This window comes from Caballeronia sp. EK, from assembly GCF_014384845.1.
In the GTDB taxonomy this organism is placed as follows: Bacteria; Pseudomonadota; Gammaproteobacteria; order Burkholderiales; family Burkholderiaceae; genus Caballeronia; species Caballeronia jiangsuensis.
Genome location: NZ_JACSUE010000005.1, coordinates 395,657 through 419,972 on the forward strand (window position 1 = coordinate 395,657; position 24,316 = coordinate 419,972).

The 24,316-nt window shown below is 64.5% G+C and carries 22 protein-coding genes; 11 read left to right on the forward strand and 11 right to left on the reverse strand.

What is annotated here, in order from left to right; translation table 11 throughout:
* The first annotated feature begins 2 nt into the window (after nucleotides 1–2).
* Nucleotides 3–836 (forward strand): shikimate dehydrogenase, encoded by an 834-nt coding sequence (gene aroE, locus IAG25_RS17360; RefSeq protein WP_187605948.1) that lies wholly within the window; start codon nucleotides 3–5, stop codon nucleotides 834–836.
* 20 nt (nucleotides 837–856) lie between these two features.
* Nucleotides 857–1,300 (forward strand): type II 3-dehydroquinate dehydratase, encoded by a 444-nt coding sequence (gene aroQ / locus IAG25_RS17365; RefSeq protein ID WP_187605949.1) that lies wholly within the window; start codon nucleotides 857–859, stop codon nucleotides 1,298–1,300.
* A 12-nt stretch (nucleotides 1,301–1,312) separates the two neighbouring features.
* Here the strand turns inward: aroQ and IAG25_RS17370 are convergent, their stop codons facing one another.
* The 5 genes from IAG25_RS17370 to IAG25_RS17390 all read right to left on the reverse strand — a co-directional run bounded on the left by IAG25_RS17370 (nucleotide 1,313) and on the right by IAG25_RS17390 (nucleotide 5,006).
* The gene (locus IAG25_RS17370) at nucleotides 1,313–2,620 is read right to left on the reverse strand and encodes a chloride channel protein (protein WP_187605950.1); all 1,308 of its coding nucleotides are present in this window, start codon (nucleotides 2,618–2,620) and stop codon (nucleotides 1,313–1,315) included.
* An 87-nt stretch (nucleotides 2,621–2,707) separates the two neighbouring features.
* On the reverse strand, nucleotides 2,708–3,127 hold the full coding sequence (locus tag IAG25_RS17375) for a MarR family winged helix-turn-helix transcriptional regulator (protein WP_187605951.1): 420 nt from the start codon (nucleotides 3,125–3,127) through the stop codon (nucleotides 2,708–2,710).
* A 141-nt stretch (nucleotides 3,128–3,268) separates the two neighbouring features.
* Nucleotides 3,269–3,517: a pentapeptide MXKDX repeat protein gene (locus IAG25_RS17380; RefSeq protein WP_187605952.1), complete on the reverse strand. Its 249-nt coding sequence runs from the start codon at nucleotides 3,515–3,517 to the stop codon at nucleotides 3,269–3,271.
* Between the two features lie 66 nt (nucleotides 3,518–3,583).
* Entirely contained in the window at nucleotides 3,584–4,360 is a 777-nt protein-coding gene (locus IAG25_RS17385; protein ID WP_187605953.1) for a molybdopterin-dependent oxidoreductase, read from the reverse strand.
* A 19-nt stretch (nucleotides 4,361–4,379) separates the two neighbouring features.
* Nucleotides 4,380–5,006 (reverse strand): cytochrome b/b6 domain-containing protein, encoded by a 627-nt coding sequence (locus IAG25_RS17390; protein ID WP_187605954.1) that lies wholly within the window; start codon nucleotides 5,004–5,006, stop codon nucleotides 4,380–4,382.
* Nucleotides 5,007–5,301: 295 nt separating this feature from the next.
* Between IAG25_RS17390 and IAG25_RS17395 the strand changes: the two genes are divergently transcribed.
* The gene (locus tag IAG25_RS17395; RefSeq protein ID WP_187605955.1) at nucleotides 5,302–5,850 is read left to right on the forward strand and encodes a sigma-70 family RNA polymerase sigma factor; all 549 of its coding nucleotides are present in this window, start codon (nucleotides 5,302–5,304) and stop codon (nucleotides 5,848–5,850) included.
* The gene (locus tag IAG25_RS17400) at nucleotides 5,847–6,488 is read left to right on the forward strand and encodes a DUF1109 domain-containing protein (protein ID WP_187605956.1); all 642 of its coding nucleotides are present in this window, start codon (nucleotides 5,847–5,849) and stop codon (nucleotides 6,486–6,488) included. The genes IAG25_RS17395 and IAG25_RS17400 overlap by 4 nt, the downstream gene beginning before the upstream one ends.
* Before the next feature lie 4 nt (nucleotides 6,489–6,492).
* Here IAG25_RS17400 and IAG25_RS17405 read toward each other — a convergent pair whose 3' ends face one another.
* Nucleotides 6,493–6,894: a hypothetical protein gene (locus IAG25_RS17405; RefSeq protein ID WP_187605957.1), complete on the reverse strand. Its 402-nt coding sequence runs from the start codon at nucleotides 6,892–6,894 to the stop codon at nucleotides 6,493–6,495.
* Between the two features lie 23 nt (nucleotides 6,895–6,917).
* Nucleotides 6,918–10,199, reverse strand: coding sequence for an adenylate/guanylate cyclase domain-containing protein (locus IAG25_RS17410; RefSeq protein ID WP_187605958.1), 3,282 nt, complete (start codon nucleotides 10,197–10,199; stop codon nucleotides 6,918–6,920).
* Between the two features lie 233 nt (nucleotides 10,200–10,432).
* Between IAG25_RS17410 and IAG25_RS17415 the strand changes: the two genes are divergently transcribed.
* Both IAG25_RS17415 and IAG25_RS17420 read left to right on the forward strand, forming a co-directional pair.
* Nucleotides 10,433–10,774: a DUF4148 domain-containing protein gene (locus IAG25_RS17415; RefSeq protein ID WP_187605959.1), complete on the forward strand. Its 342-nt coding sequence runs from the start codon at nucleotides 10,433–10,435 to the stop codon at nucleotides 10,772–10,774.
* Nucleotides 10,775–10,977: 203 nt separating this feature from the next.
* Nucleotides 10,978–11,736, forward strand: coding sequence for a DUF2242 domain-containing protein (locus IAG25_RS17420; RefSeq protein WP_187605960.1), 759 nt, complete (start codon nucleotides 10,978–10,980; stop codon nucleotides 11,734–11,736).
* Between the two features lie 11 nt (nucleotides 11,737–11,747).
* Here IAG25_RS17420 and IAG25_RS17425 read toward each other — a convergent pair whose 3' ends face one another.
* Both IAG25_RS17425 and IAG25_RS17430 read right to left on the reverse strand, forming a co-directional pair.
* On the reverse strand, nucleotides 11,748–13,895 hold the full coding sequence (locus tag IAG25_RS17425) for a D-(-)-3-hydroxybutyrate oligomer hydrolase (protein ID WP_255503768.1): 2,148 nt from the start codon (nucleotides 13,893–13,895) through the stop codon (nucleotides 11,748–11,750).
* Nucleotides 13,896–14,116: 221 nt separating this feature from the next.
* Entirely contained in the window at nucleotides 14,117–14,488 is a 372-nt protein-coding gene (locus IAG25_RS17430) for a BON domain-containing protein (protein ID WP_187605961.1), read from the reverse strand.
* Nucleotides 14,489–15,114: 626 nt separating this feature from the next.
* On the opposite strand from IAG25_RS17430, the gene IAG25_RS17435 reads away from it, so the two are divergent.
* From IAG25_RS17435 to IAG25_RS17455, 5 genes are all read left to right on the forward strand, one after another.
* Nucleotides 15,115–16,590, forward strand: coding sequence for a TAXI family TRAP transporter solute-binding subunit (locus tag IAG25_RS17435; protein ID WP_187605962.1), 1,476 nt, complete (start codon nucleotides 15,115–15,117; stop codon nucleotides 16,588–16,590).
* 128 nt (nucleotides 16,591–16,718) lie between these two features.
* Nucleotides 16,719–17,378, forward strand: a complete 660-nt coding sequence (locus IAG25_RS17440) for a 2-hydroxychromene-2-carboxylate isomerase (protein ID WP_187605963.1) — start codon at nucleotides 16,719–16,721, stop codon at nucleotides 17,376–17,378.
* 138 nt (nucleotides 17,379–17,516) lie between these two features.
* A complete protein-coding gene (locus IAG25_RS17445) occupies nucleotides 17,517–18,500 on the forward strand; it encodes a LysR family transcriptional regulator (RefSeq protein WP_187605964.1) in 984 nt (327 codons plus the stop codon).
* A gap of 60 nt (nucleotides 18,501–18,560) precedes the next feature.
* On the forward strand, nucleotides 18,561–19,481 hold the full coding sequence (locus IAG25_RS17450) for an AraC family transcriptional regulator (protein ID WP_187605965.1): 921 nt from the start codon (nucleotides 18,561–18,563) through the stop codon (nucleotides 19,479–19,481).
* A 657-nt stretch (nucleotides 19,482–20,138) separates the two neighbouring features.
* The gene (locus tag IAG25_RS17455) at nucleotides 20,139–21,284 is read left to right on the forward strand and encodes an IS481 family transposase (RefSeq protein WP_187605966.1); all 1,146 of its coding nucleotides are present in this window, start codon (nucleotides 20,139–20,141) and stop codon (nucleotides 21,282–21,284) included.
* Between the two features lie 153 nt (nucleotides 21,285–21,437).
* Here the strand turns inward: IAG25_RS17455 and xdhC are convergent, their stop codons facing one another.
* Together xdhC and xdhB are read right to left on the reverse strand one after the other, a co-directional pair.
* A complete protein-coding gene (xdhC, locus tag IAG25_RS17460) occupies nucleotides 21,438–21,944 on the reverse strand; it encodes a xanthine dehydrogenase accessory protein XdhC (protein WP_187605967.1) in 507 nt (168 codons plus the stop codon).
* The gene (gene xdhB / locus IAG25_RS17465; RefSeq protein ID WP_187605968.1) at nucleotides 21,941–24,304 is read right to left on the reverse strand and encodes a xanthine dehydrogenase molybdopterin binding subunit; all 2,364 of its coding nucleotides are present in this window, start codon (nucleotides 24,302–24,304) and stop codon (nucleotides 21,941–21,943) included. Before xdhB ends, xdhC begins: the two co-directional genes overlap by 4 nt.
* Nucleotides 24,305–24,316: the final 12 nt, after the last annotated feature.

Below are 24,316 nucleotides of genomic sequence, written 5' to 3' on the forward strand. Positions count from 1 at the left end.
CGATGACGGACCAGTACGCGGTGATCGGCAATCCGATCGGACACACCAAATCTCCCCTGATTCATGGCCTTTTCGCCGAGGAAACGCAGCAGGACATGGCTTACACGGCGATTGAAGGACCGCTGGAACCCGAGCAAGCCTTTGCCGAAACCGTGCGCGCGTTCGCGGCGGCGGGTGGCCGGGGCATGAACGTCACCGCGCCGTTCAAGCTGAAGGCCTTCGCGATGGCGGACGAACGCAGCGAGCGCGCGGAACTCGCCGGTGCCGTCAACGCGATGAAGTTCGATGACGGCCGCATCATCGCCGAGAACTTCGATGGCATCGGACTCGTGCGGGACATCGAAGTCAATCTGGCACTGCCGATGGCAGGCAGGCGCGTCCTGCTGCTGGGCGCGGGCGGCGCGGCGCGCGGAGCGTTGCTGCCGTTCCTGTCGGCGCGGCCGGCCGAGCTCGTCATCGTCAATCGTCACGTGGACAGGGGGCAGGCGCTTGCGGCGCAGGTGGCCGCGCGCGGTCCGATCGTCGCTTGCGGCTACGGCGATCTCGAAGCAATGGGACGCTTCGATCTCGTGGTCAACGCGACATCGGCCAGTCTCACGGGTGACCTGCCGCCCGTTCCGCCGAGCGTGTTCAGCCATGAAGGCGCGGCTTATGAACTGGCCTACGGAAAACGGCTGACGCCCTTTCTCCGGCTCGCGCGCAATGCCGGTGTGCGCACGGTCGCCGACGGCGTCGGCATGCTGGTCGAACAGGCCGCCGAAGCGTTCGACTGGTGGCGCGGCGTCCGTCCGAAAACGCGAACCGTAATCGACCGGCTCACGGTGCCACTGGACTAACGCGTACGACGGAGCGACGAATGAAGAACATCCTGATGCTGCACGGTATCAACCACAACATGTTCGGCAAGCGCGACCCGGTGCAGTACGGCACCATCACGCTGGCTGAGATCGATACGCGGCTGCGGGCGCTCGGCGCCGAACTCGGCGTGCAGGTCGAATCGTTTCAGACGAATAGCGAAGGCGCGATGTGCGAGCGCATTCACCAGGCGTTCGAACAGCATTGCGACGCCGTGCTGATCAACGCCGGTGCATGGACCCACTATAGCTACGGCATCCGCGATGCGCTGGCCATTCTCACGTGCCCGGTCGTGGAACTCCACATGTCCAACATCCACGCGCGTGAGGCGTTTCGGCATCACTCGGTATTCGCCGAGGTCGTCGACGGGCAGATTTGCGGCTTCGGCGTGGAGAGCTATCTGCTGGCGTTGCGGGCAGCGGTCGCTCACAGCAAGAGCAACTAAGGTAATCGCGCCTCACTTGCTCATGTATTTGTGCGCCAAAGCCTCGTACAGCGGCGGCGCGAAGAGCCGCGACACCTGACTCGAAATCAACGCGGTGGCCATCAGCGACAACACGAGCGCATGACCATTGATCATCTCGATGACGATCACGAACGCCGTAATCGGACTCTGCGTGACCGCCGCGAGATAGCCCACCATGCCGAGCGCGATCAGCATCGGCAACTGCATGCCGCCGAAGACCTGATGAAGCGCGTTGCCGATGCCCGCTCCGATCGCGAGCGACGGCGCGAAGAGCCCGCCGGGCGCGCCGGGAAGATACGAACCGACCATCGACGCCATTTTCAGCAGCGGATAGCTCGCGCCGAGCGTGGAATTGCCTTCGAGCATGCCGCGCGCTTCCGCGTAGCCGCTGCCGAACGTGTGACCGCCCGCGACGACGCCGATCACGGCGATGAACAAGCCGCACGCCGCGCCGAACGCCACCGGATGCGACTGACGCCAGCCGACGAGCCACGCGGGCATCCAGCGCTGCGTGTTCAGCAATAGCCAGCAGAATATCCCGCCTGCGACGCCCGTCACCGCGCCGAGCAGGATGACCGCGAGCGCGAGCGAATCGGGGAAATGCCCGTCCAGACTGATCGTGCCGAAATAGGTGTAGTTGCCTTGCAGCGCGAGCGACACGATACCGGCGAAGATGATCGCCGTGATCAGCACGCCGCTCGTGCGCTGCTCGAAGCTGCGCGTGAGCTCTTCGATGGCGAAAACCACGCCGGCCAGCGGCGCATTGAACGCGGCCGACAATCCGGCGGCCGCGCCCGCAAGCGCCAGCTTGCGCTCCATCGCGCCGCCGCGAATGCTGAGCAAGCGCGACGGATAGAAACGACGCAGGCTGTACATGAGCGCCGCGCCGACGTGGATGGTCGGCCCTTCGCGCCCGATCGTGAAGCCCCCGAGAATCGACAGAAACGATATGGCGATCTTGCCAACGAGAATACGGATGGTAAGCAGCCGCGGCCCGAGTTCCCGCCCTTCATGCAGCGTCGCGATGACCTGCGGAATGCCGCTGCCTTCAGAACCTGGGAAAAAACGGCGCGTGAGCCAGACGCAGAACGCGGCGATGGCAGGCGTGATCACCAAAGGCAGCCACCAGTAGATGGCCGTGAAGCGCAGGAACGTGTCGTACCCGAAGTCGATCAGCCGCGCGTACATGACCGCGACGAGCCCGGTCGCGACCGCGCCGAGCCAGAACACGCCGTAGTGCAGCCATAGCCGCCTGCCGCGCAATATCGTGCGTCGGTCGATGAATCCGGGAATGCGCATCACAAATAGCCGAACTTGAATTTAAGGCACATTGTGACATAAATTCGAATCGGCCCCGGCGGGCGGCCCGGCGCGTGCGCTATCGGCTCATTCCTGTCTTTCGTTGAACACCCAGCCGAACGATCCGTAGTGCGTCTTGTGTTCGGCCGCGAGCTTGAGCAGACACCGCTCGCCTTTTGCCGTCAGATGCACTTGCACCTGCCGGCGATCTGTCTTGTCGGTTTTACGCGTGACGAGCCCCGCCGCCTCGCAACGCGACACCAAGGCAGCGGTTCCGTTGGGCGCGGCCTGCAAACGTTCCGCGAGTTCGCCGACGGTCGCCCACTGCCGCTCGGGAAATCCGCGAACATGCAGAAGCAACTGATACTGAAGCGACGTGATTCCGGCGACATTGGAGATTTCTTCCGACACACGCAGGAACTTGCGCAGCTCGTAGCGGAATAGGGACATCGCTTCCAGATCGTGCTTGTCCGGAAGCGTGGTTTTGGGTTTGGTGCTCGATGACATAGGTGATCCTGATTCGACATCATATCGGCGGATCATACCTAGTTTTGATTCGCGGCCAGCAGCGCCCGCAAGCTTGTTTCGTCATGCAAACTTCTTGTGCAGAGACCGGACGTGCAACGCCCGGTCCCGCTCTCCTTCGTCTTACTGCGACATCGCGCCCGATGCGGGATGGTCCATGCCCATCGCATCGTTCTTCTTCATCTTGTCGCCCTTGCCCATCGAGTCCTTGGACATGGCGCCCTTCTTCATCGAATCGTGAGACATGTTGTCTTTCTTCATCGTGTCGTGGGACATCGCGTCGTTCGACATCGCGCCGCTTGCCTGTGCGAACACGGACGATGCACCCATTGCCAGCGCCGCTGCGAATACTGCCGTCATCAATTGCTTCATGGTTTCTCTCCTTGGTGAGTCAAAAATGGCATCCGGACAATCCGGAACCGTTGATCGATTCGGCGCTCAGGATCCGCCGAACCAGTTGTACCCCTGGTCGACCCAATAGCCGCCCGGATAGGTGTTGGTCACGAATATCTCGACGATGTGCTTCGGATTTTTGTAGCCGAGCTTGGTCGGCATGCGCAGCTTCATCGGATAGCCATATTTCGCCGGAAGACGCTGGCCGTCGTACTCGAACGTGAGGAGCGTCTGCCGATGCAGCGCCGTCGGCATGTCGATGCTTTCGTAGTAGTCGTCGGCGCAGCGGAAGCCGACGTACTTCGCCGTCGTGTCCGCGCCCACGCGCCGCAGGAACTCGGAGAACGGCGTGCCGCCCCAGCGCCCGATCGCACTCCAGCCTTCGACGCAGATGTGCCGCGTGATCTGCTCCTCGTGCGGCAGCGCATACAGTTCCGGCAAGGTCCACACGCGCTGTCCCGTCACGAGCCCGCTCACCTTCAGGCGATAGTCGCTGCCGTTCACCGTGGGCACCTCATCGATCCCGTAGAAGGCGTTGAACGGAAATGGCCGCGTGAGCTGCGCTTCGGTGTAGGTCGGCGCGAGCTGCTTCGGATCGAAGAGAAGCGCCTGCGCGCGATCGTTCAGGCGCGATACGGCGGTGAGAAACTTGTTGACGGAATCGTCGTCCGTGATCGAGCAGCCGGTCAGGAGCGAAAGGCCGCCCAAGGTCAGCATGCGCTTGCCGAAGAGCCGTCGCGACGGCATGTCCAGTTCGCGGCGCGCATCCGCCAGCACCGAAGCACGATCGACCGTGATGATTCGCTTGTCGTTGGATTTCATGGCATGTTCCTGAAACACATCAGCGGCCGCGCAACATCGTCAGAAGCGAGCGCGGCACGAGCGCGACCATCGCCACATGCACGACGACGAACGCCGCCATCACCGCCATCGCGCAAAAGTGCACGACGCGCGCGCTGTCATAACCGCCCATGAGTTCGCGCAAGAGCGGAAATTGCACGGACTTCCAGATCGCGAGCCCCGAAAGCACTAGCACGATCAGATCGGCGACGACCACGAGATACGCGAGCTTCTGCACCGCGTTGTACTGGCGCAGATCGGCGTGCGCGAGCCGGCCGCTCAACGCCGCGACGAAATCACGCAGCACCGCGCGCGGCGACAAGGGAAAGAACTTCGAGAAGAACCGGCCGCTCGCGACATTGAGCGCGACATAGACGATGCCGTTGAACACGAGCAGCCACATCGCCGCGAAATGCCACTGCAACGCGCCGCCGAGCCAGCCGCCGAGCGTGATCGAAGGCGGAATGACGATGTCCCGGAACACGGGCGACGCATCGTAAATGCGCCATCCGGACAGCATCATGATCAGCGCCGCGACCGCATTGAGCCAGTGCGTGACGCGCAGCCACAGCGGATGGATCGGTGTCGTTTCGGACGCTGGCGCCAGTGGCGCTTTCATCGTTTCCATGTCGGTCCCCTGAATCTCGAACTACCAGTTAATTCGTCGCCGATACGTCGCCGGTTACAGCATTCGATCGATTAATTCGATGCGCGAAAAATTTCAGGCCGTGTGTAACCCGTGGGGGGCGGAGAACGAACTAGCGATAGGCAGGAGGGAACCGACGAACATGAATCAGGACGGCGTCATTGCAGCGCACCACGGCTTCGGATACTGTGTGACGACCGAACCAAAGCACGGCGCGGCGCTCGCTCCGGCAGCGGCGCGCAAAACTTCGTCCCGTAATCCCGCCCATACAGGAACCATGTCGCACGACGCGGAAAGCCGGCTGAAAGCGTTGTTCATCAGCGGACTCGATGGCGATCAGAACGCATATCGCGGCTTTCTGCAGGCGCTCACGCGGCATTTGCGGGGCTATCTGCGAAAGCGCATTCCGCATCGTCTCGACGATGTCGAGGACCTCGTCCAGGAAATTCTGCTGGCCGTGCATAACGCGCGTCACACCTATCGGCCGGACGAGCCGTTGACGGCCTGGCTGCACGCGATCGCGCGCTACAAGCTGATGGACTTCTTCCGCTCCCACGCGCGACGCGAGTCGCTGAACGTCCCGCTCGACGATCACGAGGAACTGCTCGCCGCCGCCGACGATGAACCCGCCGAGGCGCGGCACGACATCGGCAAGCTGCTCGAACATCTCCCGGACAAGCAGCGTCTGCCGATCGTTCACATGAAGCTCGAAGGGTTGTCGGTGACGGAAACCGCGCGCCTCACCGGGCTTTCCGAATCGGCGGTCAAGGTGGGCGTGCATCGCGGACTCAAGGCGCTCGCGGCTAAAATCCGGGGACTAAGATGAAGACCGACGAACTCATCTCCCTCCTTTCGAATCAGGTGACACAGGTCGACCGTGCGGCCATCGCACGCCGGTTCGTTCAGGCGTTGCTGATCGGCGCGGCGGGCTCGCTGGTTTTGATGAGCATCGTGTTCGGCGTTCGTCACGATCTCGGCAGCGTCGCGCGCACGGGTATTTTCTGGGCGAAGCTGGCGTTTCCGCTGGCCGTTGCAATCGGCGCGATGTTCACCATCGCCCGGATCGGCCGGCCCGGTGCACGCGCGGGTTATTCGTGGGCGCTCGTCGCGTTGCCGTTCGCCGCGGTGTGGATCGCGGGCTGGATGGCCGTCGACAGCGCCGGCTCGAACGCGCGTGCAGCGCTGGTGCTCGGCCAGACGTGGCGCACCTGCCCGTTCAATATCCTGCTTCTTTCGATACCCACCTTCCCCGCCGCGTTCTGGGCCATGCGCTCGCTCGCGCCGACGCGGTTGCGGCTCGCGGGCGCCGTCGCCGGGTTGCTGGCAAGTTCGACGGCGACGATCGTCTATTGCCTGCATTGCCCCGAAATGAGCCCTGCGTTCTGGGGCGTGTGGTACGCAATCGGCATGCTGATGCCGGCGCTCATCGGCGCATGGCTGGGCCCAAGGCTTCTGCGCTGGTGATGCGCTACCCGAAGACGCGCGCCCATGCCACCCGAATGCGGCGCGCCCGATCTTCGAGAAGATACGAAGCGAGCAGCGCCAGAAGTCCCGAGACGACGCCCGTCAGTAGATGCTCGACGTACGGCAAACGGTAATGGCTCGCGTGCGCGTAGGTATCGCCGATTGCAGTCAGCAAACCGACGATCGCCGCATTGCCATAGCGGTTTTCGTAGAGCTTCGCGGCGGGCGTGAAGGTCAGAAGCACCGCCAGAAGGCCCGTGAGAAGTCCGGTCTTGAAGGCTACCGACCAGTGCGCCATGCTCGCGATATTGCTCCAGCTTCCCGGCATGCAGGTCATGCACGCGCTGGTCGGCTGCCAGAAGCGTTGCACGAACAATTTGACCCGACGCTTCAACTCGATTGACATGATCGACGTCCCACACTCGTTGATCAATGAAGATTCGACTCGCCCGAGAGCGCGCCATCGATTGCTTCCAGCGCGTAAATGAAACCGGACTTCCGGCCCTCGTGCCCGATCCGCTGAAGCTCCTTCATCAGCGCAGCGTCCCGATCACCCCTTCCATACGAGACGAGCGCATGTGCGCGCGCCACGTAGAACCGCGAAAAGAGCGATGGTTCACGGCACGCATATTCCTCGAAAGCCGCGGCGTGATGCGCGGCGGCGTCCCAGCGACGCCGGTCGATGCATGCTTCTATCGCGTCACGTCGAAAGAGAAAGTGATTGTGGCTGACCGCGCCGGCCGCGAGCAGCGCCTCGCCTTCCGCCAGCGCGTCTTCGAATACATCGATGTCGTCTGTCGCGCGCGCGAGGATGCCGAGATAGTGTGCGCCCAGATAAGCCATGCCGGTCTCTCGGCTGATCGACAGCGCTTCTGCGATATCGTCCAGCGCTTCGCGGCTTCGCCCGGCGACTCGATGCAACTCCGCACGCAGCGCGAGCGCTTCGCCTTCGAACCTTCTCGACTTCAACTCGCGCGCACATTGCAGCGCAGGATCGACATGTTCTGAGGCGCGGTCCCATTCGGCGAGATCGTGCAGGCAATGCCACGCGGCGTGATGAGCGACCGCGAGCGCCCGCAGATGCCTCGCCTTCTCCGCCGCCGCGACACTCGCGAGCGCGGCATCGAGCCCGGCCGCCGTCTTGCCTGCGAACCACGCCGTGATGGCGCGCATCGGAAGATTGGCCACCTCGATTCGTCCGAACCCGTGGCGTTTGCACAGCTCGATGCATCGGCTGAACGCGTCGTGGGCACTGATCATACGGCCGCGCATGTACTCCGCGTCGCCGAGGCCGCCCAGCGCCGCCGCCTCCTGCTCGGGGTCGTCCGCTTCGCGCGCGAGTGCGAGGCTGCGTCCGTGTTCGCGCACGCAGCCGTCGATATCGCCGCGCGGAAAACATAGATTGCCGCGCAGGAAGTGGATGCGCGCGGCGTCGCGCTGAAGGCCGTGGGCCGCGGCGGCGTCGGCGGCGAGGTGAAGATCGGCCCATGCGCCGTCGAGATCGTCCGTGACGCGCTTGACGGTGGCGCACCCGATCCAGGCCGCGCAACGTTGCGCATCCGACTCCGCGACTTCGAGCGCGGCTTCGAATGCCGCGAGCGCCGATCGCATGTCGCCGGCGTCATGCAGGATATCGCCGCGAAGACATTCGAGTTCGACGCGGTCGCTGCTTTCGTTCGCGAGCTGAAGCCCGCGTTCGACGAGCCGCAGCGCGGATTCATGGCGATACGCGCTCGCCTGCGAGCGCGCCGCGTCGCAATAGGCGCGCGCCGCCTCGCTGTCCGCCGCGCGATCGAGATGTTCGGCCCGCAGGAGCGGGTCGCGTCCGGCGTACCACTGCGCGGCGCGACGATGCAGTTCGCGTCGCCGGCTTTTCAGCAGGCCGTCATAGACGGCATCGCGAATGAGTGCGTGATGGAAGATGAATCCGGCGCCCTGACGTCGCAACAAGAGACTCATCACGAGCGGCTCCATTGCGGCGCCGGCGCCATCGACGAGATATTCGACCGCGCCCTTATCGAAGAGTTGACCGAGTACCGAGGCCGCCTGGAGGACGGTCTTGTCGACGGCATCGAGCCGGTCCAGCCGCGCCTGCACGAGACTTCGCACCGTGCCCGGCACGCCGGTTTCGTCGCTTTCCTCCGCATTGCCGAGAAGTTGCTCCAGAAACAGCGGATTGCCCGCCGCCCGCGCGATGCAGCGCGCCGCCAGATCCGCCGCCGCACCGGGAAACGATGCGGCCATCACGTGCGCCTCGTTGGCGCTGAGCGGACCCAGATCGACGAGCGAATGCGCTGCGCCGCCCGCCGCGCGCCATGATTCATCGAACATCGCATCCGACGGCCGCGCGGTCAGCACCAGCATTGCCGGACACGCCGCCACCGTCGCCGACAGTCCGGCGAGGTCGCGGAACGTCGATCCATCCGACCAGTGGATGTCCTCGACCGAAAGCAGTCGAGGCTGCCGCTGGCTCGCGCGCTCGACGAGCCGCGTCACGACATTTCGCCGTCCGCTGACGCGCATCGCGTTGTCCATTGCCTCGTAGATCGTGCGGTCGTCGAGCGACATCGGCACATCGACCAGATCCTTGAGAAAAAGCGCGTCGCCGCGATCGATCAGGCCGTCGCCGATCGCACGCTCGACACAGGCATTTGCATCGGTCGAATCGTCGAGCGCGAGAAGCCCGCGCACGATGGACTGAATCGCGCCCCGTCCGGTGGCCGCGCCGAAATCGAGCACGAGGCCGCCGTGGCAAAGTAAGCCTGAATCGTGGGCCTCGCGTTTGAATTCATCGAGAAGGCGCGTCTTGCCGATTCCTGCCTCGCCGCGCAGCAGAACGGTGCGTCCGGTTCCGGCGTCGCGGCACGCGTTCAGCATCGCGCGAAACTCGCGCAGTTCGTCGATGCGGCCGATGAAAGGACGATCCGGCGCGCCGTGCCGAAGACCCGCGATACACCACACCGAAACCGGCTCCGCGAAACCCTTGACGGCCAGCGCGCCGCGTTCGACGCACACGACGCGCCCGGCCAGAGAGCGTCGCACCGCCGCGGAAATCAGTATCTCCGACTGCCCGGCCGCGTCGGTGAGACGCGAGGCGAGATTGACCGTATCGCCGGTCACGGTGTACTTGCGATGCGCGGCGCTCCCCGTGCCGCTCGCGACGACCTCGCCACCCGCGATGCCGATATGCACCGAGAGCGGACGAGCGAGCAGGCGAGATAGCGCGGGCATCGCGTCGCCGATCGCAAGGGCCGCCCGCACGGCGCGTTCGACATCGTTCCCATGCGAAACCGGCGCGCCGAATACCGCCATGATCGAGTCGCCGACATGCTTGTCGATGTAGCCGCCGTGCTGCTCGACGATGCGATCGACCTTTTCGAAGTACCGGTCGAGCACGGCGACAATTTCTTCCGGATCGGCTTCCCGGCTCATTTTCGTGAAGCCGCACAGATCGGCGAAGAGCACCGTGACCTGCCGCCGTTCTCCCGTCGCCTCGTTCGGGCTCGTGACAGCGCCTGCGGGTGCCGTTTGCGCGCGCAACGCGTCGAGCGCGTCGAGCAACTTCCGGCGATGCCCGACCGACGCGACTCCGAGATCCTTCAGATCGTCGGCGGTGAGGCTGCGCAGCACATCGGCGTCGATGGCGTTCTCGACGAACGCCGCTTCGTACCGTTCCATTCCGAGGCTGCGCAGCCAGGCGGCGACGTCCACGATATCTCCGGGCGAACGAATCCGAGTTCACTTCAAAGATAGCATGTCGGCCTGCCGTCAATCGACGGACCGTTTTGATTGAAGCGATTAATGTCAATCCGGGAATTCTGATTTGGGTGAATCAGGGTTTTTACCTACAAAATCGCGTCCTACACTGCCTCTCAACGACGAAGCAAGTGGAGAGAAACCTCACCACACCGCGACGTTCCCCAAGTCAGCATTCGGAGGTCATCATGTTCAAGTCCATCGTTCCCGCCATCGCCATCGTTGCCGTTCTCGCCGCTCCCGGGTTCGCCCAGGCGCGTGAAGACGGCCCGGTCACCCGCGCGCAGGTGCGCGCCGAACTGGTCCAACTCGAACGCGCGGGCTACAACCCGGCGGCCGATCAGACCACCTACCCGGCCGATATCCAACGCGCCGAAGCCCGCGTCGCCGCGCAGCAAGGCGCCGCCGCGTCGTCCTACGGCGGTGCGAGCGAAGGCGCATCGGCGTCGGGTCACGCTAGCCGGTCGGGCTTTCTCAATCGGATCGTCCGCCCGGAGGCCGCGAATCCGGTCGACTTCAATCGTCCGTAAGACTCTTGTCCCGCAGTAACGAACGCCCGGCCGCGCGCCGGGCTTTGCGCTTTCCAGACCGATGATCGACCCGTCCGGCTCCCTTTCATCACGCTGTAAACCTCGGATTCGACGATGTTTTCAGACTGCGCTTTTTCATCGGCCAGTCCGGCGGCACTACAATTTGTGTCTGCCGTTGACACAAATTTTGGATCCGCTGCCTCATGCCCATGCCGTCGCTGCGCCTCGTTTTCGCTTCCCTCGGACTCATCTCCCTCGCTGCCTGCGGAGGCCGAGGCTCGGTCGCGCCGAGCTATCAGCAGGAACTCTTCAACACTGGCGCGAGCCCATTCGCGCGTAATTTCGACGCCACCGTGAACGAAACCTGCGAGGCCGCGCGCCGCGCGCTGCTGTCGCAAGGCTTTCTCACGACGATGGGCCAGCCCGACACCGTCGACGCGACCAAGAACTTCCAGCCGAGCGCCGAAACGCACGTCGTCGTGTCCTTCCATGTGGTGTGCACGCCCGGCGAGAACGCGACCAATCAGAGCATCGCGTATGTGAACGCCGTGCAGGACGGCTATGCGCTCAAGAAAAGCGATACGTCGGCGAGCGTCGGGTTGAGCGTGCTCGGCTCACTGTCGCTGCCGATCCGCTCGAATAGCGACGCGATGGTCAAGATTTCGAGCGAGACCGTGCCCGCCGGCAAGTTCTACGACCGCTTCTTCAACCTGATGGGTCACTATCTGAACACGGTGCCGCGCAGCGCGCCCGTCGCAGCCGACGAAGTGAAGAGCAAGCCGCTCGTTCCGTCGCTCATCGTCAGCTCGCCCGAGCTCACGCCGACACCGATCGTCGTGCAGACGCCGGCCGCCGCAACGGCGATCCAGGCGTCGGATGCGGTTGCGGCCGGTGCGTCGGACGTTCCCGCGGCTGCGGCGGCCACGACGCCCGCCGCGCCGCGAACCACCGCGACTCAATAAGCCACGCCGCGTCAGTTCGGCACGTTGACGATGCCGCCCGCCGTCGTGATGGCGTTCGCGCCCGGATCGGTGGCAATCGGCGGCAGATTCGACGTCGTGAGCGCGGGCGCCGATCCCGCCGCGCCGCCCCGCGCGACCGTGCGCACCACCTGGGAAGGCGGCAGCGGCGCGTTGTTTTTCAGGTGATTCCACATCAGGTTGAGCGCCTGAATGTTGTAGTAGTGGACCGGAATGAAGCGCGTGTCGAAGCCGGCCACGCTCAGGAACGCGTCGAAGTGCTGACCGTTCGTGATCTCGTAGAGCGAAAGCTGGCTGTTGTTGCCCTCCGCCACGCGATTCGCCCCGAGATACGGCCGCGACGCATGGTTGATCGGCACGAGCGCATCGGCGCGGCCCTGCACGATGATCGCGGGCTTGCCGCGCAGGTTCGCGTTCACGCGGATCGCGTTCACGCTGCCCACCATCGTCGCATTGCCGTTGGTCCACAGCGAGCGCAGGCATGCGGCGCCCGCGTAGCTGGCATCGGGCGTCGCCAGCCGATGATCCGCCGCGCCCGTCGTCCCCGCGTTGTAGACCAGGTTGATGCCGTTCGTCGGCGGCACGCCGTTGCCGTTGCCGAAGAGCGTCGGCATCGGCGAGACGAGCGGCGCCACGCCCGCCGCGCCCGTCACCGCGTTGGTCGTGCCGAAGCTGAAGTTGCACAGGTTATCGAGCACGCTCGCGGTCATGTACGCGTCGGCATAGGTGACGGCGACGGCCGGCACGGCCTGCGAGTCCCACATCGGCGCATGAAGCGTGTCGGAGTCGGTCTCGTAGCCCGCCTGATGCAACTGGTTGAGCGCGTCGGTGGCCTGCGCGACCGTATTGCCGCCCGTGATCAGCCCGCTCGCGGCGAGCGTCGCGCAGCGCGCCGTGCGGATCGCGTTGGTGGTCGCCAGGGGTAGCGCCGTCAGATACGGCGCGCCGGCCGCGGCGGGCGCGAGCGCCGCGCAGGGCTGCAGCAGATTGGCGAGCGTCATGTAATCCGCGAGCGGCCGCCCGAACGAGCCGACCGGCAAGCCGCCCTGCCGCACCGAAACCTGCGACGGCAGATTCAGATTGATCTGCGGCTCGCCGACGACGACCGCCGTGATCCAGCCATCGGTATCCTGCTCCGCCGCCGCCAGCGACGCGCCGCCGCCGTTGCTCACCGACGCCGCGATCGTCGTGATGCTGCCCTTGTTGTAGCGCACCTGATGGCTCGAACCGCTGACCGCGCCGAACATGTCGTTGAGCGCCCAGTACGCAAACTGAATCGCCTGCAAGGTGTTCTTGCCCCAGTCCTTTTCCGGATTCTGTTGCGAATGCGCGTGCTTGTACGCGTAGCGATTCGGGAACGCCGAATTGAACGAAGACAGCGCCGACGCGCTCACGTTCGCCTTGAAGATCGCCTTGGTCCCGGCGATGCTGGCGCCGGCGAGCGTGCCGTCGATCAGCGTGACGAGATCGGTGGCCAATTCGTGGCCGCCGTTGCCGCTGCCCTTGTCGGTGTAAGCCACCGCACAGCCGCGCTTCAGTCCCCACTCGCCCGCCGCCGAAATCGCGCCATAGACGCCGCGCGACCCCGATGACGTCGCCGTGACGATGCACGGCTGATCGGGATTGAAGCTCTGCGGAATCTGCACGAGCATGCTGACGTTCTGCATGCCGCTGCCGTCGTCCGCGTAAGCGATGTATTCCTTGCCCGCGATCTTCCCTTCGCCGAGCGTGTCGTTGCCGTTCAGATCGACATTCGGTCCCCAGAAGCGACCATAGCCGCCGTTCGCCGACATATCGACGAGCGCGCGGTAGTTCGAATAGATCGCGAGACGGCGCAATTCGGCTGCCGTCGGCGCTGCCGGCTTGGCGAACGAAGGCGCAGTCGCCGACGCGAGGCCCGTCTTGCCGAGACCCGCCGTGAGCAGGTCGTCCGATACGCCGTCGTAAGTCTGCGTGTTGACCGAGCCGGAGACGAAGCTCGGCAAGGTGTTGGTCGGCTGGCTGCTGCCGCCGTTATCGTCGTCGCCGCCGTGACATGCGGCGAGCGTCACCGCGACGAGCACCGCCAGCGCGCCGAGCGCGGCCGTGCGCGGTACGTTCTGCAAAGTCTGCAACCTCTGGGTACGCGCGAATCTTTTCATTGTGGGTCTCCGCCATACGTTCCGATGAGTGGTGCAACCTGATGACTGCAACGCGTCCGATAGTGCAAGTATCGCGCGTTATCGTCGCTCGCCGTAGCGAACGAAAGCGCCAAACGACAACGGGCTCCGGCGGGAAAGCCGGAGCCCGTTTCAAGCACCCGCGTGACGAGCGAAGCCAGCGGCAGTCGCGCGACGCCGCTGGCTTCTATTGACTCGTGCTATTAACCTCCGCCGCCTTGCACGCCGAGGGTGATCTTGTTGGAAACCGACTTCACGCCCGGCACGCCCTTCGCCACTTCTTCGGCCTGGGCGATCTGGCCGCCTTCCGGCACCGTGCCGGTCAGCGTGACCGCGCCGCTGCGTGCGCGCACGAACACGTTCGACACATCGAAGCCCTGCGCCTTCGACAACGCGCGGCGCACGTCGTAGCCGAGCTTGCGGTCGGTCTTCTTGGTCGCGGATTTCTGGGCTTTCGCCTGCGCCGCCGAATCGGCGCTCGTGGCCGCCGCGTCGCTCGATTGGGCGTAGGCGCTCGAAGCCACGGCCACGCACACCACGACACCCAGCGCCTTTAACAGATCGACTGCTTTCATGATTTCTCCTTTTGTTTCGCTTGTTGACTTCGCACAGTTGCTACTTCGCTCGGTTTGCACTTCAAAACCGGGCCGCATTCCCAGCGGCAGGGCGACGACTTCGAGCGACTGCCCGTGGCCACGCGCGCCCGAGGCCCGAAAAGGCGCAGGCATGACGGCGGCAAGCCGGCGAATGCGGCTCACGGTGCTGCGAGAGACTGGCGAAAGAAACAAACTGCGGCCGGTTGGTCGGGCGAAAAAACCCGTCGGCTCGAATATGACCTGCCGCATGGCGGCTTCCCGGCGCGACTCACGAACCCACATTCCGGGTTGCGGCGCGCGAAGCCTTGTCGTGCGGTGGCGAACGTCAATTTAGCCCAGCGCGGCAATAAGCGCAAAGCTTTTAACGACGCGGCCCTGCGCGAAGCCGCGCCCGCGCAACAGCATCGCCGGCGCGGACACACATCCGTCACACGCGATGCGCGCCGGGCGGCGCGTCCGGACGCCCATCGATCTCATGTACCATCGACGCCATGCCGGCCGCCCGGACGCGCCGCTCGCGCGTCATGCAGAAGCCGTTCGAGGAGATGTCCGCGCATCGCGATCGGGTAAGCTCGCGGGCACACAGTTTTGCAATTACCGACGAGATGACCCACCCTTCAGGAAACAATCCGGGCACCGATCCGGACGTCCCACCGCGCGGCAAGCCGCAGCAGCGGATCGTCGCGCGCTTTGTCGCGATTTCCTGGCGCGACCTCGCGCTCACCTTCGGCCCGATCCTGCTCGTCTGCGCGGTCGCGCTCTATGTGGCCGTGCGGCTGATCCAGCCCGCGCCGCCGAGCACGCTGACCATCGCCGCCGGGCCGAAAGGCAGTTCGTTCTGGTCCAGCGCGCAGAAATACAAGGCGATCCTCGCGCGCAACCGCGTGACGCTCAACGTGCTGGAAACGCAAGGCTCGCTCGACAACCTGACGCGTCTCGAAGATCCGAAATCGAATGTCGATGTCGGTTTCGTGCAGGGCGGCCTGACCAAGCCCGGCGCGACGCACGACAATCTGGAATCGCTCGGCAGCGTGTCCTACGTGCCGCTCGCGGTGTTCTATCGCGGCGCGACGGCCGTCACCCGATTGTCGGAGCTGAAGGGCAAGCGGCTCGCGATCGGCGCGGAAGGCAGCGGCACGCGCGTGCTCGCGCTGAACATGCTGAAGGCGAACGGCATCGAACCGGGCGGCGACACGGAACTGCTGCCGCTCGCCGGCGACGAAGCCGCGAAAGCGCTCGAAGACGGCCGGATCGACGCCGTCTTTCTGACCGGCGACTCCGCCCAGCCGCCGACGATGGCGAAGCTTCTGCGCACGACGGGCATCCGCTTCATGGATTTCGTTCAGGCCGATGCTTACGCGCGCCGCTTTCCGTACCTGACGGAAATCGAGCTGCCGATGGGCGCGTTCGATTTCTCCCGCAACCTGCCGCCGCGCCCGGTCCACATGATCGCGCCGACGGCCGAGCTGGTCGCGCGCGACAGCCTGCACCCGGCGCTCTCCGACCTGCTGATCGAAGCCGCGCGCGAGGTGCACGGGCGCGCCAATCTGCTGCAGCGCGCCAACGAATTCCCTGCGCCACTCGTCCACGAATTCCGCATCAGCGACAACGCCGAGCGGTATTACAAATCGGGCAAGAGCTTCCTGTATCGCACGCTGCCGTTCTGGCTCGCGAGTCTCGCCGATCGCGTGCTCGTGCTGCTGGTGCCGCTGATCGTGGTGCTGATTCCGGGCTTGCGGCTGGTGCCGGGGCTGTACCGCTGGCGCGTGAAATCGCGTATCTATCGCTGGTATGGCGCGCTGATTGCGATAGAGCGCGAAGCGATCAGCGGCCCCGATACCGCCCAGCGCGATGCCCTGCTCGACCGCATCGACGCGATCGAATCGGCGGTGAATCGCATGAAGATGCCGCTCGCGTTCGCGGATCAGTTCTACGTGTTGCGCGAGCACATCGGCTTCGTGCGGCAGCGACTCGCGCACGCGCCCGTCGCGCAGGCCGATCAAGCCCCTACGCGCAACGTGGCGCAACCGGATACGTCCGGTGTCGCTGCGCGGGCAGACACGGAACAAGGCAGCACGTAATATCTATTGAAGGGAAGCAACGCCGCGCGCGTCGCATCCGCCATGCAGGACACGACAAAAAACGAACAGATGAGGCTCGGGCGAGCGCTGGCGCGAGCAGAGCCAAGGAATCTCAGGGAGAAGGGAACATGAGTGCCCCGCATTCGACCAGTCAAGGTCAGCCGTACTTTTTCTTCGACTTCATTTCGCCGTTTTCGTACTTGCTGCTGGAACAGCATGAAAAGTGGCCGGACATGCCGTTCGAGCTCGTGCCCGTCCAGTTGATGAAGCTGCTCGACCGCTGGGGCCAGCCGCACGCCGCGACGATTCCCTCCAAACGCGTATTTACTTACCGGCACGCGCTGTTCCGCGCGGAGCAACTGGGCATTCCGTTCAAGATGCCGCCCGCGCATCCGTTCGATCCGTCCAAAGCGCTGCGGCTTGCTGTGCTGGCGAACGGCGAGATCGCTCGCGTGCGCGAAATCTTCCGCTACATCTGGCGCGAGGGGCGCGATCCCGCGACGCCGGAGGGATTTCGTGCGTTATGCGAGCGCGTGGGCATGCCGGAAGGCGAAACGCGCATCGAGGACGAGGACATCAAGGCGAAGCTGCGCGACAACAACGACCGCGCCGTGTCGATGGGCGTATTCGGCGTGCCGACCTTCCTCGTCAACGACCAGATCTTCTGGGGCGAGGACACGCTGCCGATGGTGCTCTACGTCGCGCGCTCGCCGAACTGGCTCGACGGCGCGGAAGTGAAGCGCATCAGCGCGCTGCCGATCGCGCCGCGAGACGCCGATTTCGGCTGAATGCCGCAGGGCTGGCGGGCGCGCCTATGCCGTGCATAGCGCGCTCGCTATGGCGTCAAAAATGGATAAGCGTTTAACTTCGGGTGAGGGATCGCGAGTTCGCGCCCGCGCGTCCTGAATACAACCGCTTCGCAGGCCATGAACGATCCCGCCGACTCACTCGACATCTGGCTCATCCGCGTATTGCGCACCCTGTTGCTGGAGCGCAGCGTGACACAGACCGCGCAGCGGCTGAACCAGACGCAGCCGGCGATCAGCACCGCGTTGCGGCGCCTGCGCGAAATCCTGAACGATCCGATTCTCGTGCGCGGCAAGCAGGGCATGGTGCCGACCGAGTACGGCGAGTCGCTGCTCGCGCCCGCGCAACGCGCATTGCGGGAAGTGGAATTCGTCGCGACGCCGCATGGCGATTTCGATCCGGAAAGCTCGCGCCGCACCTTTCGCGTCGCCGCGCCCGATTATCTGAACGATTTCTTCATGCCGACGCTCGTCGCGGCTTTTCGCGACGCGGCGCCCAATGCGCGTCTGGAGATCGAGTCGCTGACGCCGATGCGCGACCACGAGCGCATGCTCGACGAGGGCGAAATCGATCTGATGGTCGCCAACTGGACGAAGCCCGAGCCGCGCTTCGAGCGCCAGGATCTGTTCACCGACGTATTCGTCTGCCTCATGCGGGCGAACCATCCGCTCGCACGCGAGCCGCTGACGGCGGAACGCTATGCGCTCGCCGCGCATCTCGCGCCGACGCCATATAGCGGCGGCAGGCGACATCCGATCGACATCGGCCTTGCGCGCGCGGGCATCGAGCGTCGCATCGTCACGACGATTCCCTACTTCGGCCTCGTGCCGCAGGTGCTGTTGCAGTCGGACCTCATCTTCACCGCGCCGCGCCGCTTCGCGCAGCACTATGCGGCGATGCTGCCGCTCGCGGTGCTTGACTCGCCGGTGCCGTTTCCGCGCATCAAGTGCTATCAGCTTTCGGTGCCGCAGCCCGATCAGCCGACGGATGTCGCGTGGCTGCGCACGCTGATGTCGACCGTGTCCGATTCGCTCACCGGCAAGAAGGCCGTCGCGGCGCCTTCGGCAGACGAAACCCGCGAACTGGGCGAAGTCGCGAAGTAACGCACGCCTGGCGGGACTTCGGTACTATCCGGAACGATATCCTCGGCCCGACCTGCTCTCATGGACGCACTCGACAAACTGATCCAGCTCGCGAGCCTCTCCGGCACGCTCGATCTGCGCTGCCTGTTGAGCGGCCCGCTGGAGCTCGATCACGCGCCCGCGCCCGCCGGGGAAGCGGTGTACCACGTCGTGCTCGATGGCGCGTGCATGGTGCTTCGGAAAGGCCATGCGCCGCTGGAACTGCGGGCGGGAGATATTTTCTTTCTGCCGCGCGGAGACGCGCACGTGCTGAGCATTCAGCCTCGCGAAAAAGGCGCGGCGAAGACGGAGATGGAAGTGCGCCACAACGGCGCGGTCACGGTGGAGAGCAATTGCGGCGGGCGGCAGCCGGGCGTGGACTTGCTGTGCGGGCGATTCCTCTATGCCCCGCGCGCGCTGCTGATCGATGTGCTGCCGAATGTCGTGCATGTGTCGTTTGCCGATGCATCGGCGACCTACCTTGCGCCGCTCGTCCAGACGATGCGCCGCGAGGCGGAAGAAGCGCAACTGGGCGCGCCGTCGATCGTCACGGCGCTGTCGACCGCGCTTTTCACGATGGTGCTGCGCGCGTGGCTCGACGGACAGCCCTCGCTCGCGGGCGTTCTCGGCTTGCTGGCGAATCGACGGCTCGGCGCATCGATCATCGCGATGCTGGAGCGGCCCGCCGAGCCGTGGACGCTGGAAATGCTGGCGAAGGAAGCGGCGATGTCGCGCGCGACGTTCATGCGCGCGTTCTCCGCGCATTCGGATAGCTCACCGCTCGCGTTGCTGAGCCACGTGCGCATGCAGCTCGCGAGCACGATGCTCACGCATACGAAAAAGAGTATCGCGGATGTGGCGGCGGATGTGGGTTATCAATCCGAGGCGGCGTTTTCGAAGCGGTTCAAGGAGCTTTATGGGGTCGCGCCGGGGCGCTTCAGGGCGGTCAACGGGTTGGGATAGTGGGTGTCTACACTTCGCTGGCGCGCTTCCAGCTTTTTGCCGGATCCCGTTTTCGTGTCGGTCTATTAGCACTGCCCCTGTGCGGGGCGGCAGTCACTTTCTTTGCTGCTGCAAAGAAAGTAACCAAAGAAAGCAGCTCGTTTAAGCCCGCGGTCACACGCAGTTTAGCCATGCTTGCCAGCCGCTCGTGGCACTCGCCTAAGTGTCGCCCTCGAAGGACTTATCGGGCTTGGATCGCGCACGGTCTGCCGCCCGAGACGTTTCAGCGCGCTGGTTCAGCACCAAAGAGCTTCGGCACAGCGCTACGCGCTGCCGTTGGGTATGCGAGGGAAACCGTCGAGGAAGAAGCGCACGCAAACCCGATTGACCCATCGGCCGCGAAGCGGGCTGGAGCCATTTTGTGCTGAACCAGTTTGTGGTGTAGTGCGATGTGACAGACCGTGCGCGAGCCGAGCCCGATTGGGCCTTTGGGGGCGACACTTAGGCGAGTGCCACCGCGGGCTGGCAAGCATGGCCAACGTGCGTGTGACCGCGGGCCTGAACGAGCTGCTTTCTTTGGTTACTTTCTTTGCAGCAGTGTATAGACCGGGGACATAGCTGACAGATCCGCGGGGACATGGTTGACACTTTTGGGCATCTCGATGCCTGGACCCGACCATGCCTTGGAACCCGCAGGACACCATGCAACTTCGCCTTGAATTCGTGACCCTGGCCCTGCAACAAGAGATTGCTTTCAGCGAGCTGTGCCAACGCTTTGGCATCAGCCGGCAGACCGGATACAAGTGGGTCAACCGCTATCAGGCCGGGGGCCGCGAGGCGCTGGGCGATCTCTCCAGACGTCCGCACAGCAGCCCGAATCGGACCTGCGACGAACTCCAAGCGCGGGTGCTCGAGGTGCGAAGCCAGCATCCGGCCTGGAGCGCGCACAAGATCAGCCGGCGCCTGAAGGATCAAGGCCTGCAAGGCGTGCCTTCGCACAGCACGGTCAATGCCATTTTGCAGCGCCATGGATGCATCGGCGAGAAGGCCTCGGAGGCGGCCACCGCCTGGACCCGTTTCGAGCGCGCCGAGCCTAACGAGCTATGGCAAATCGATTTCAAGGGCCACTTCGGCATGCTCGATCAAAGGCGCTGCCACCCGCTCACCGTGATCGACGATCATTCGCGCTTCAACCTCGTGCTGCAGGCGTGCTGCAGCCAGGACACCGAGACGGTGTACACGCACCTGCGAAACGCTTTCGCCTGTTACGGGCTGCCGCAACAGATCAATGCCGATAACGGCGCGCCGTGGGGCACGCCGAGCAAGCCTGGCGAATTGACCGAGTTGGCCATCCGATGCATTCGGCTGGGTATTCGTATGAGCCATAGCCGTCCCTATCACCCGCAGACCAACGGCAAGGACGAGCGCTTTCATCGCTCGCTCAAGGCCGAGGTGCTGAACCACCGCAGCTTCACCGGGCCCGATCAGGTGCAGGCTGAATTCGACCGCTGGCGGCAAAGCTATAACTTCGAGCGCCCGCACGCGGGCATCGGCATGGCGACGCCGATCTCGCGCTATCGGCCCAGTGCACGGGCGATGCCCAGCCGCCTGCCACCGTTCGAATACGGACCGGATGATCAGGTCCTGCTGGTGGGCTGGAACGGCAAGGTGACGTTTGGAAAGCACCGCTTGCGCGTATCCAGCGCACTGCACGGACTGCACATCGCGGCGCGACCGAGCAGCACGATTGCCGATGCCTACGACCTCTATTTCGCGCATCACCGACTCATGACGTTTGACCCGAACCAGCCCGATACCCGATGATCAAAGTGTCAACTATGTCCCCGACGAAAGTGTCAACCATGTCCCCGGTCTATACACAGCAGCAAAGAAAGTGACCCCCGCCCCGGGGAGGGGCAGTGCTAATAGACCGACACGAATACAGGCCATCCACAGAAGCCCAAGCGAACAAAAACCTCACGCCACCAAGCGCGCGGCCCTTACCGCCGACATCCCCAACCGCGCCGTCATCTCCCTCACTCTAAGTAACTGCGCCGCGACCGCCAGCCCGATCGACCACGGCGCCTTGTCGACGATTCCCTCAACGCCGATCGGACACGTGATCTCCGCCAGCCGATCCGCCGCCACGCCGCGCTCCATCAACCGCCGCTCGAACTTCACGCGCTTGGTCTTCGAGCCGATCAACCCAAAGTACGCGAAGTCGTCGCGCCGCATGATGCGTTGCGTGAGCGAAAAGTCGAGCGAGTGATCGTGCGTCATCACGATGAAGTACGCCCCCGCCGGCGCCTCGTCGACGATCGCATCGGGCAGATCGGTCGCTTCGATCTGCACGTTCGCCGGAACTTCGTCGGGGAAGAGTTCGTCGCGCGCATCGACCCACTGCACGACGCACGGCAGCGTGCCGAGCACCTTCACGAGCGCGTGGCCGACGTGACCCGCGCCGAACAGAACGACGTGCATCATGACCGTGCGCCCCTCACCGCGTTGACCGCTTTCAGGATTTCTTCCGCCGTCGCGGGTGCGTTCAGCGGCGGATTCACCTTGTGATCGCCGACCGCGGAAACGGCGTCGCGGATCGCGAAGAACACCGAGAACGGCAGCAAGAGCGGCGGCTCGCCCACAGCCTTCGAGCGATGGATGCTGTCCTCCACGTTGCGGTTCTTGAACAGATCGACGCGGAAATCGGCGGGCATATCGTTCGTCGTCGGAATCTTGTAGGTGGACGGCGCGTGCGTCATCAGCTTGCCCTTGTCATTCCACCAAAGTTCTTCCGTCGTCAGCCAGCCCATGCCCTGCACGAACGCGCCTTCGACCTGGCCTTTGTCCAGCGCCGGATTCAGCGATGCGCCCACGTCATGCAGCGCATCCGCGCGCAGCACGCGCATTTCGCCGGTCAGCGTATCGATCACCACTTCCGACACCGCCGCGCCATACGAGTAGTAGAAGAACGGGCGGCCCTGCATCGTCGCCTGATCCCAGTAGAGCTTGGGCGTTGCATAGAAGCCGTCGGACCACAACTGCACGCGCGCGAGATACGCCTTCTGCACGACTTCGCCGAACGGAATCGCATCGTCGCCGACGATCACGCGATCGTTCGCGAAGCGCACCTGCGCGGGCGTCACGGTGCCGCCGCCGAACTTCTCCGCCGCGAACTTGGCGAGGCGCTCGCGCAACTGGCGCGCGGCGTCCTGCGCGGCCTTGCCGTTCAGGTCCGTTCCCGTCGATGCCGCCGTCGCCGAAGTATTCGCGACCTTGCTCGTGTCGGTGGCCGTCACGCGCACGCGCTCGAAGTTCACGCCGAGCTCATGCGCGACGACCTGCGCGACCTTCGTGTTCAGGCCCTGGCCCATCTCGGTGCCGCCGTGATTCACGAGCATTGAGCCATCGGTATAGATGTGAACCAGCGCGCCCGCCTGATTGAAGTGCGTCACGTTGAACGCGATGCCGAACTTCACCGGCGTCAGCGCGAGGCCTTTCTTCAGGATTTCATTGTTCGCGTTGAATTCGTTGATGGCCGCGCGCCGCCGACGATAATCGCTCGTCTCTTCCAGCTCGGCGATCAGTTCGTGGATGACGTTGTCTTCCACCGTCTGGCCATACGGCGTCTTGTTGTTCTCCGTCTTGCCGTAGAGATTCGCTCGGCGCACGTCGAGCGAGTCGCGGCCGACCGAACGCGCGACGTTATCCATGATGTATTCGATCGCGAACGCGCCCTGCGGCCCGCCGAAGCCGCGGAACGCGGTGTTCGACTGCGTGTTCGTCTTGCCGCAATAGCCTTCGATCTTCACGTCCGACAGCCAGTACGCGTTGTCGAAGTGGCACACGGCGCGCGTCATCACCGGGCCGGAGAGGTCGGCGGAGAAACCGCAGCGCGAAGTCATGTCGACAGCGACGCCATCGATCCTGCCGTCGTCGTCGTAGCCGACTTCGAAGTCGTACACGAAGTCGTGGCGCTTGCCGGTGATCATCATGTCGTCGTCGCGGTCCGGACGCAGCTTCACCGGGCACAGCAGCTTCCACGCGGCGAGCGCCGCGCAGCACGCGAAAATGCCCGACTGCGATTCCTTGCCGCCGAACCCGCCGCCCATGCGGCGGCATTCGACCAGCACGTTGTGCGAATGCACGTTGAGCACGTGCGCGACGAGATGCTGCATTTCCGTCGGGTGCTGCGTCGAGCAGTAGACGTGCATGCCGTCGTCGTCCTTCGGCACGGCGTACGCGATCTGGCCTTCGAGATAGAACTGTTCCTGGCCGCCGAGCTTCATCGCGCCGCGCTCGTGATGCGAGGCTTTTGCCATGCGCCCTTCGGCATCGCCGCGCGACAGCTTCAGCGGATTCAGCACGTACGATTCGGCCTTGCGCGCGTCCTCCGGCGTCAGGACCGGCACGAGGTCTTCGAACTCGATCGTCGCGCGGCGCGCGGCGAGACGCGCCGTATCGTGCGACGTCGCGACGACGATGAACATCGGCTGGCCGACGAACTGCACGATGCCCTGCGCGAGCACCGGATCGTCGTGGATGATCGGGCCGCAATCGTTCACGCCGGGAATGTCCTCGGCGGTGAAGACGGCGACGACGCCCGGCGTCGCGCGCACGGCGTCGAAGTTCATCGACACGATCTTCGCGTGCGCCTTCGGGCTCGTGCCGAGCGCGGCGTGCAGCGTGCCCGCGATGGGCGGAATGTCGTCGGTGTAACTCGCGCGGCCGCTTACGTGCAGATGCGCCGACTCGTGCGGACGCGACACGTGGACCTGCTTGAACGCGTCGATTTCGTTCGCGAGCGACTGGGCTTCGGCGAGAAAGGCTTCGGCTTGCTGATTCATTGTCTTGTTCTC

Bases quoted from the DNA above. Each gene is read 5' to 3' on its own strand.
- IAG25_RS17425 (WP_255503768.1), bottom strand. From the start codon at position 13,895: ATGAAAAGATTCGCGCGTACCCAGAGGTTGCAGACTTTGCAGAACGTA.
- IAG25_RS17430 (WP_187605961.1), bottom strand. From the start codon at position 14,488: ATGAAAGCAGTCGATCTGTTAAAGGCGCTGGGTGTCGTGGTGTGCGTG.
- IAG25_RS17420 (WP_187605960.1), top strand. From the start codon at position 10,978: ATGCCCATGCCGTCGCTGCGCCTCGTTTTCGCTTCCCTCGGACTCATC.
- IAG25_RS17405 (WP_187605957.1), bottom strand. From the start codon at position 6,894: ATGTCAATCGAGTTGAAGCGTCGGGTCAAATTGTTCGTGCAACGCTTC.
- IAG25_RS17380 (WP_187605952.1), bottom strand. From the start codon at position 3,517: ATGAAGCAATTGATGACGGCAGTATTCGCAGCGGCGCTGGCAATGGGT.
- IAG25_RS17415 (WP_187605959.1), top strand. From the start codon at position 10,433: ATGTTCAAGTCCATCGTTCCCGCCATCGCCATCGTTGCCGTTCTCGCC.
- IAG25_RS17445 (WP_187605964.1), top strand. From the start codon at position 17,517: ATGAACGATCCCGCCGACTCACTCGACATCTGGCTCATCCGCGTATTG.
- IAG25_RS17390 (WP_187605954.1), bottom strand. From the start codon at position 5,006: ATGGAAACGATGAAAGCGCCACTGGCGCCAGCGTCCGAAACGACACCG.
- IAG25_RS17455 (WP_187605966.1), top strand. From the start codon at position 20,139: ATGCCTTGGAACCCGCAGGACACCATGCAACTTCGCCTTGAATTCGTG.
- aroQ (WP_187605949.1), top strand. From the start codon at position 857: ATGAAGAACATCCTGATGCTGCACGGTATCAACCACAACATGTTCGGC.
- IAG25_RS17395 (WP_187605955.1), top strand. From the start codon at position 5,302: ATGTCGCACGACGCGGAAAGCCGGCTGAAAGCGTTGTTCATCAGCGGA.
- xdhB (WP_187605968.1), bottom strand. From the start codon at position 24,304: ATGAATCAGCAAGCCGAAGCCTTTCTCGCCGAAGCCCAGTCGCTCGCG.
- aroE (WP_187605948.1), top strand. From the start codon at position 3: ATGACGGACCAGTACGCGGTGATCGGCAATCCGATCGGACACACCAAA.
- IAG25_RS17370 (WP_187605950.1), bottom strand. From the start codon at position 2,620: ATGCGCATTCCCGGATTCATCGACCGACGCACGATATTGCGCGGCAGG.
- IAG25_RS17440 (WP_187605963.1), top strand. From the start codon at position 16,719: ATGAGTGCCCCGCATTCGACCAGTCAAGGTCAGCCGTACTTTTTCTTC.
- IAG25_RS17400 (WP_187605956.1), top strand. From the start codon at position 5,847: ATGAAGACCGACGAACTCATCTCCCTCCTTTCGAATCAGGTGACACAG.
- IAG25_RS17375 (WP_187605951.1), bottom strand. From the start codon at position 3,127: ATGTCATCGAGCACCAAACCCAAAACCACGCTTCCGGACAAGCACGAT.
- xdhC (WP_187605967.1), bottom strand. From the start codon at position 21,944: ATGATGCACGTCGTTCTGTTCGGCGCGGGTCACGTCGGCCACGCGCTC.
- IAG25_RS17450 (WP_187605965.1), top strand. From the start codon at position 18,561: ATGGACGCACTCGACAAACTGATCCAGCTCGCGAGCCTCTCCGGCACG.
- IAG25_RS17385 (WP_187605953.1), bottom strand. From the start codon at position 4,360: ATGAAATCCAACGACAAGCGAATCATCACGGTCGATCGTGCTTCGGTG.
- IAG25_RS17435 (WP_187605962.1), top strand. From the start codon at position 15,115: ATGACCCACCCTTCAGGAAACAATCCGGGCACCGATCCGGACGTCCCA.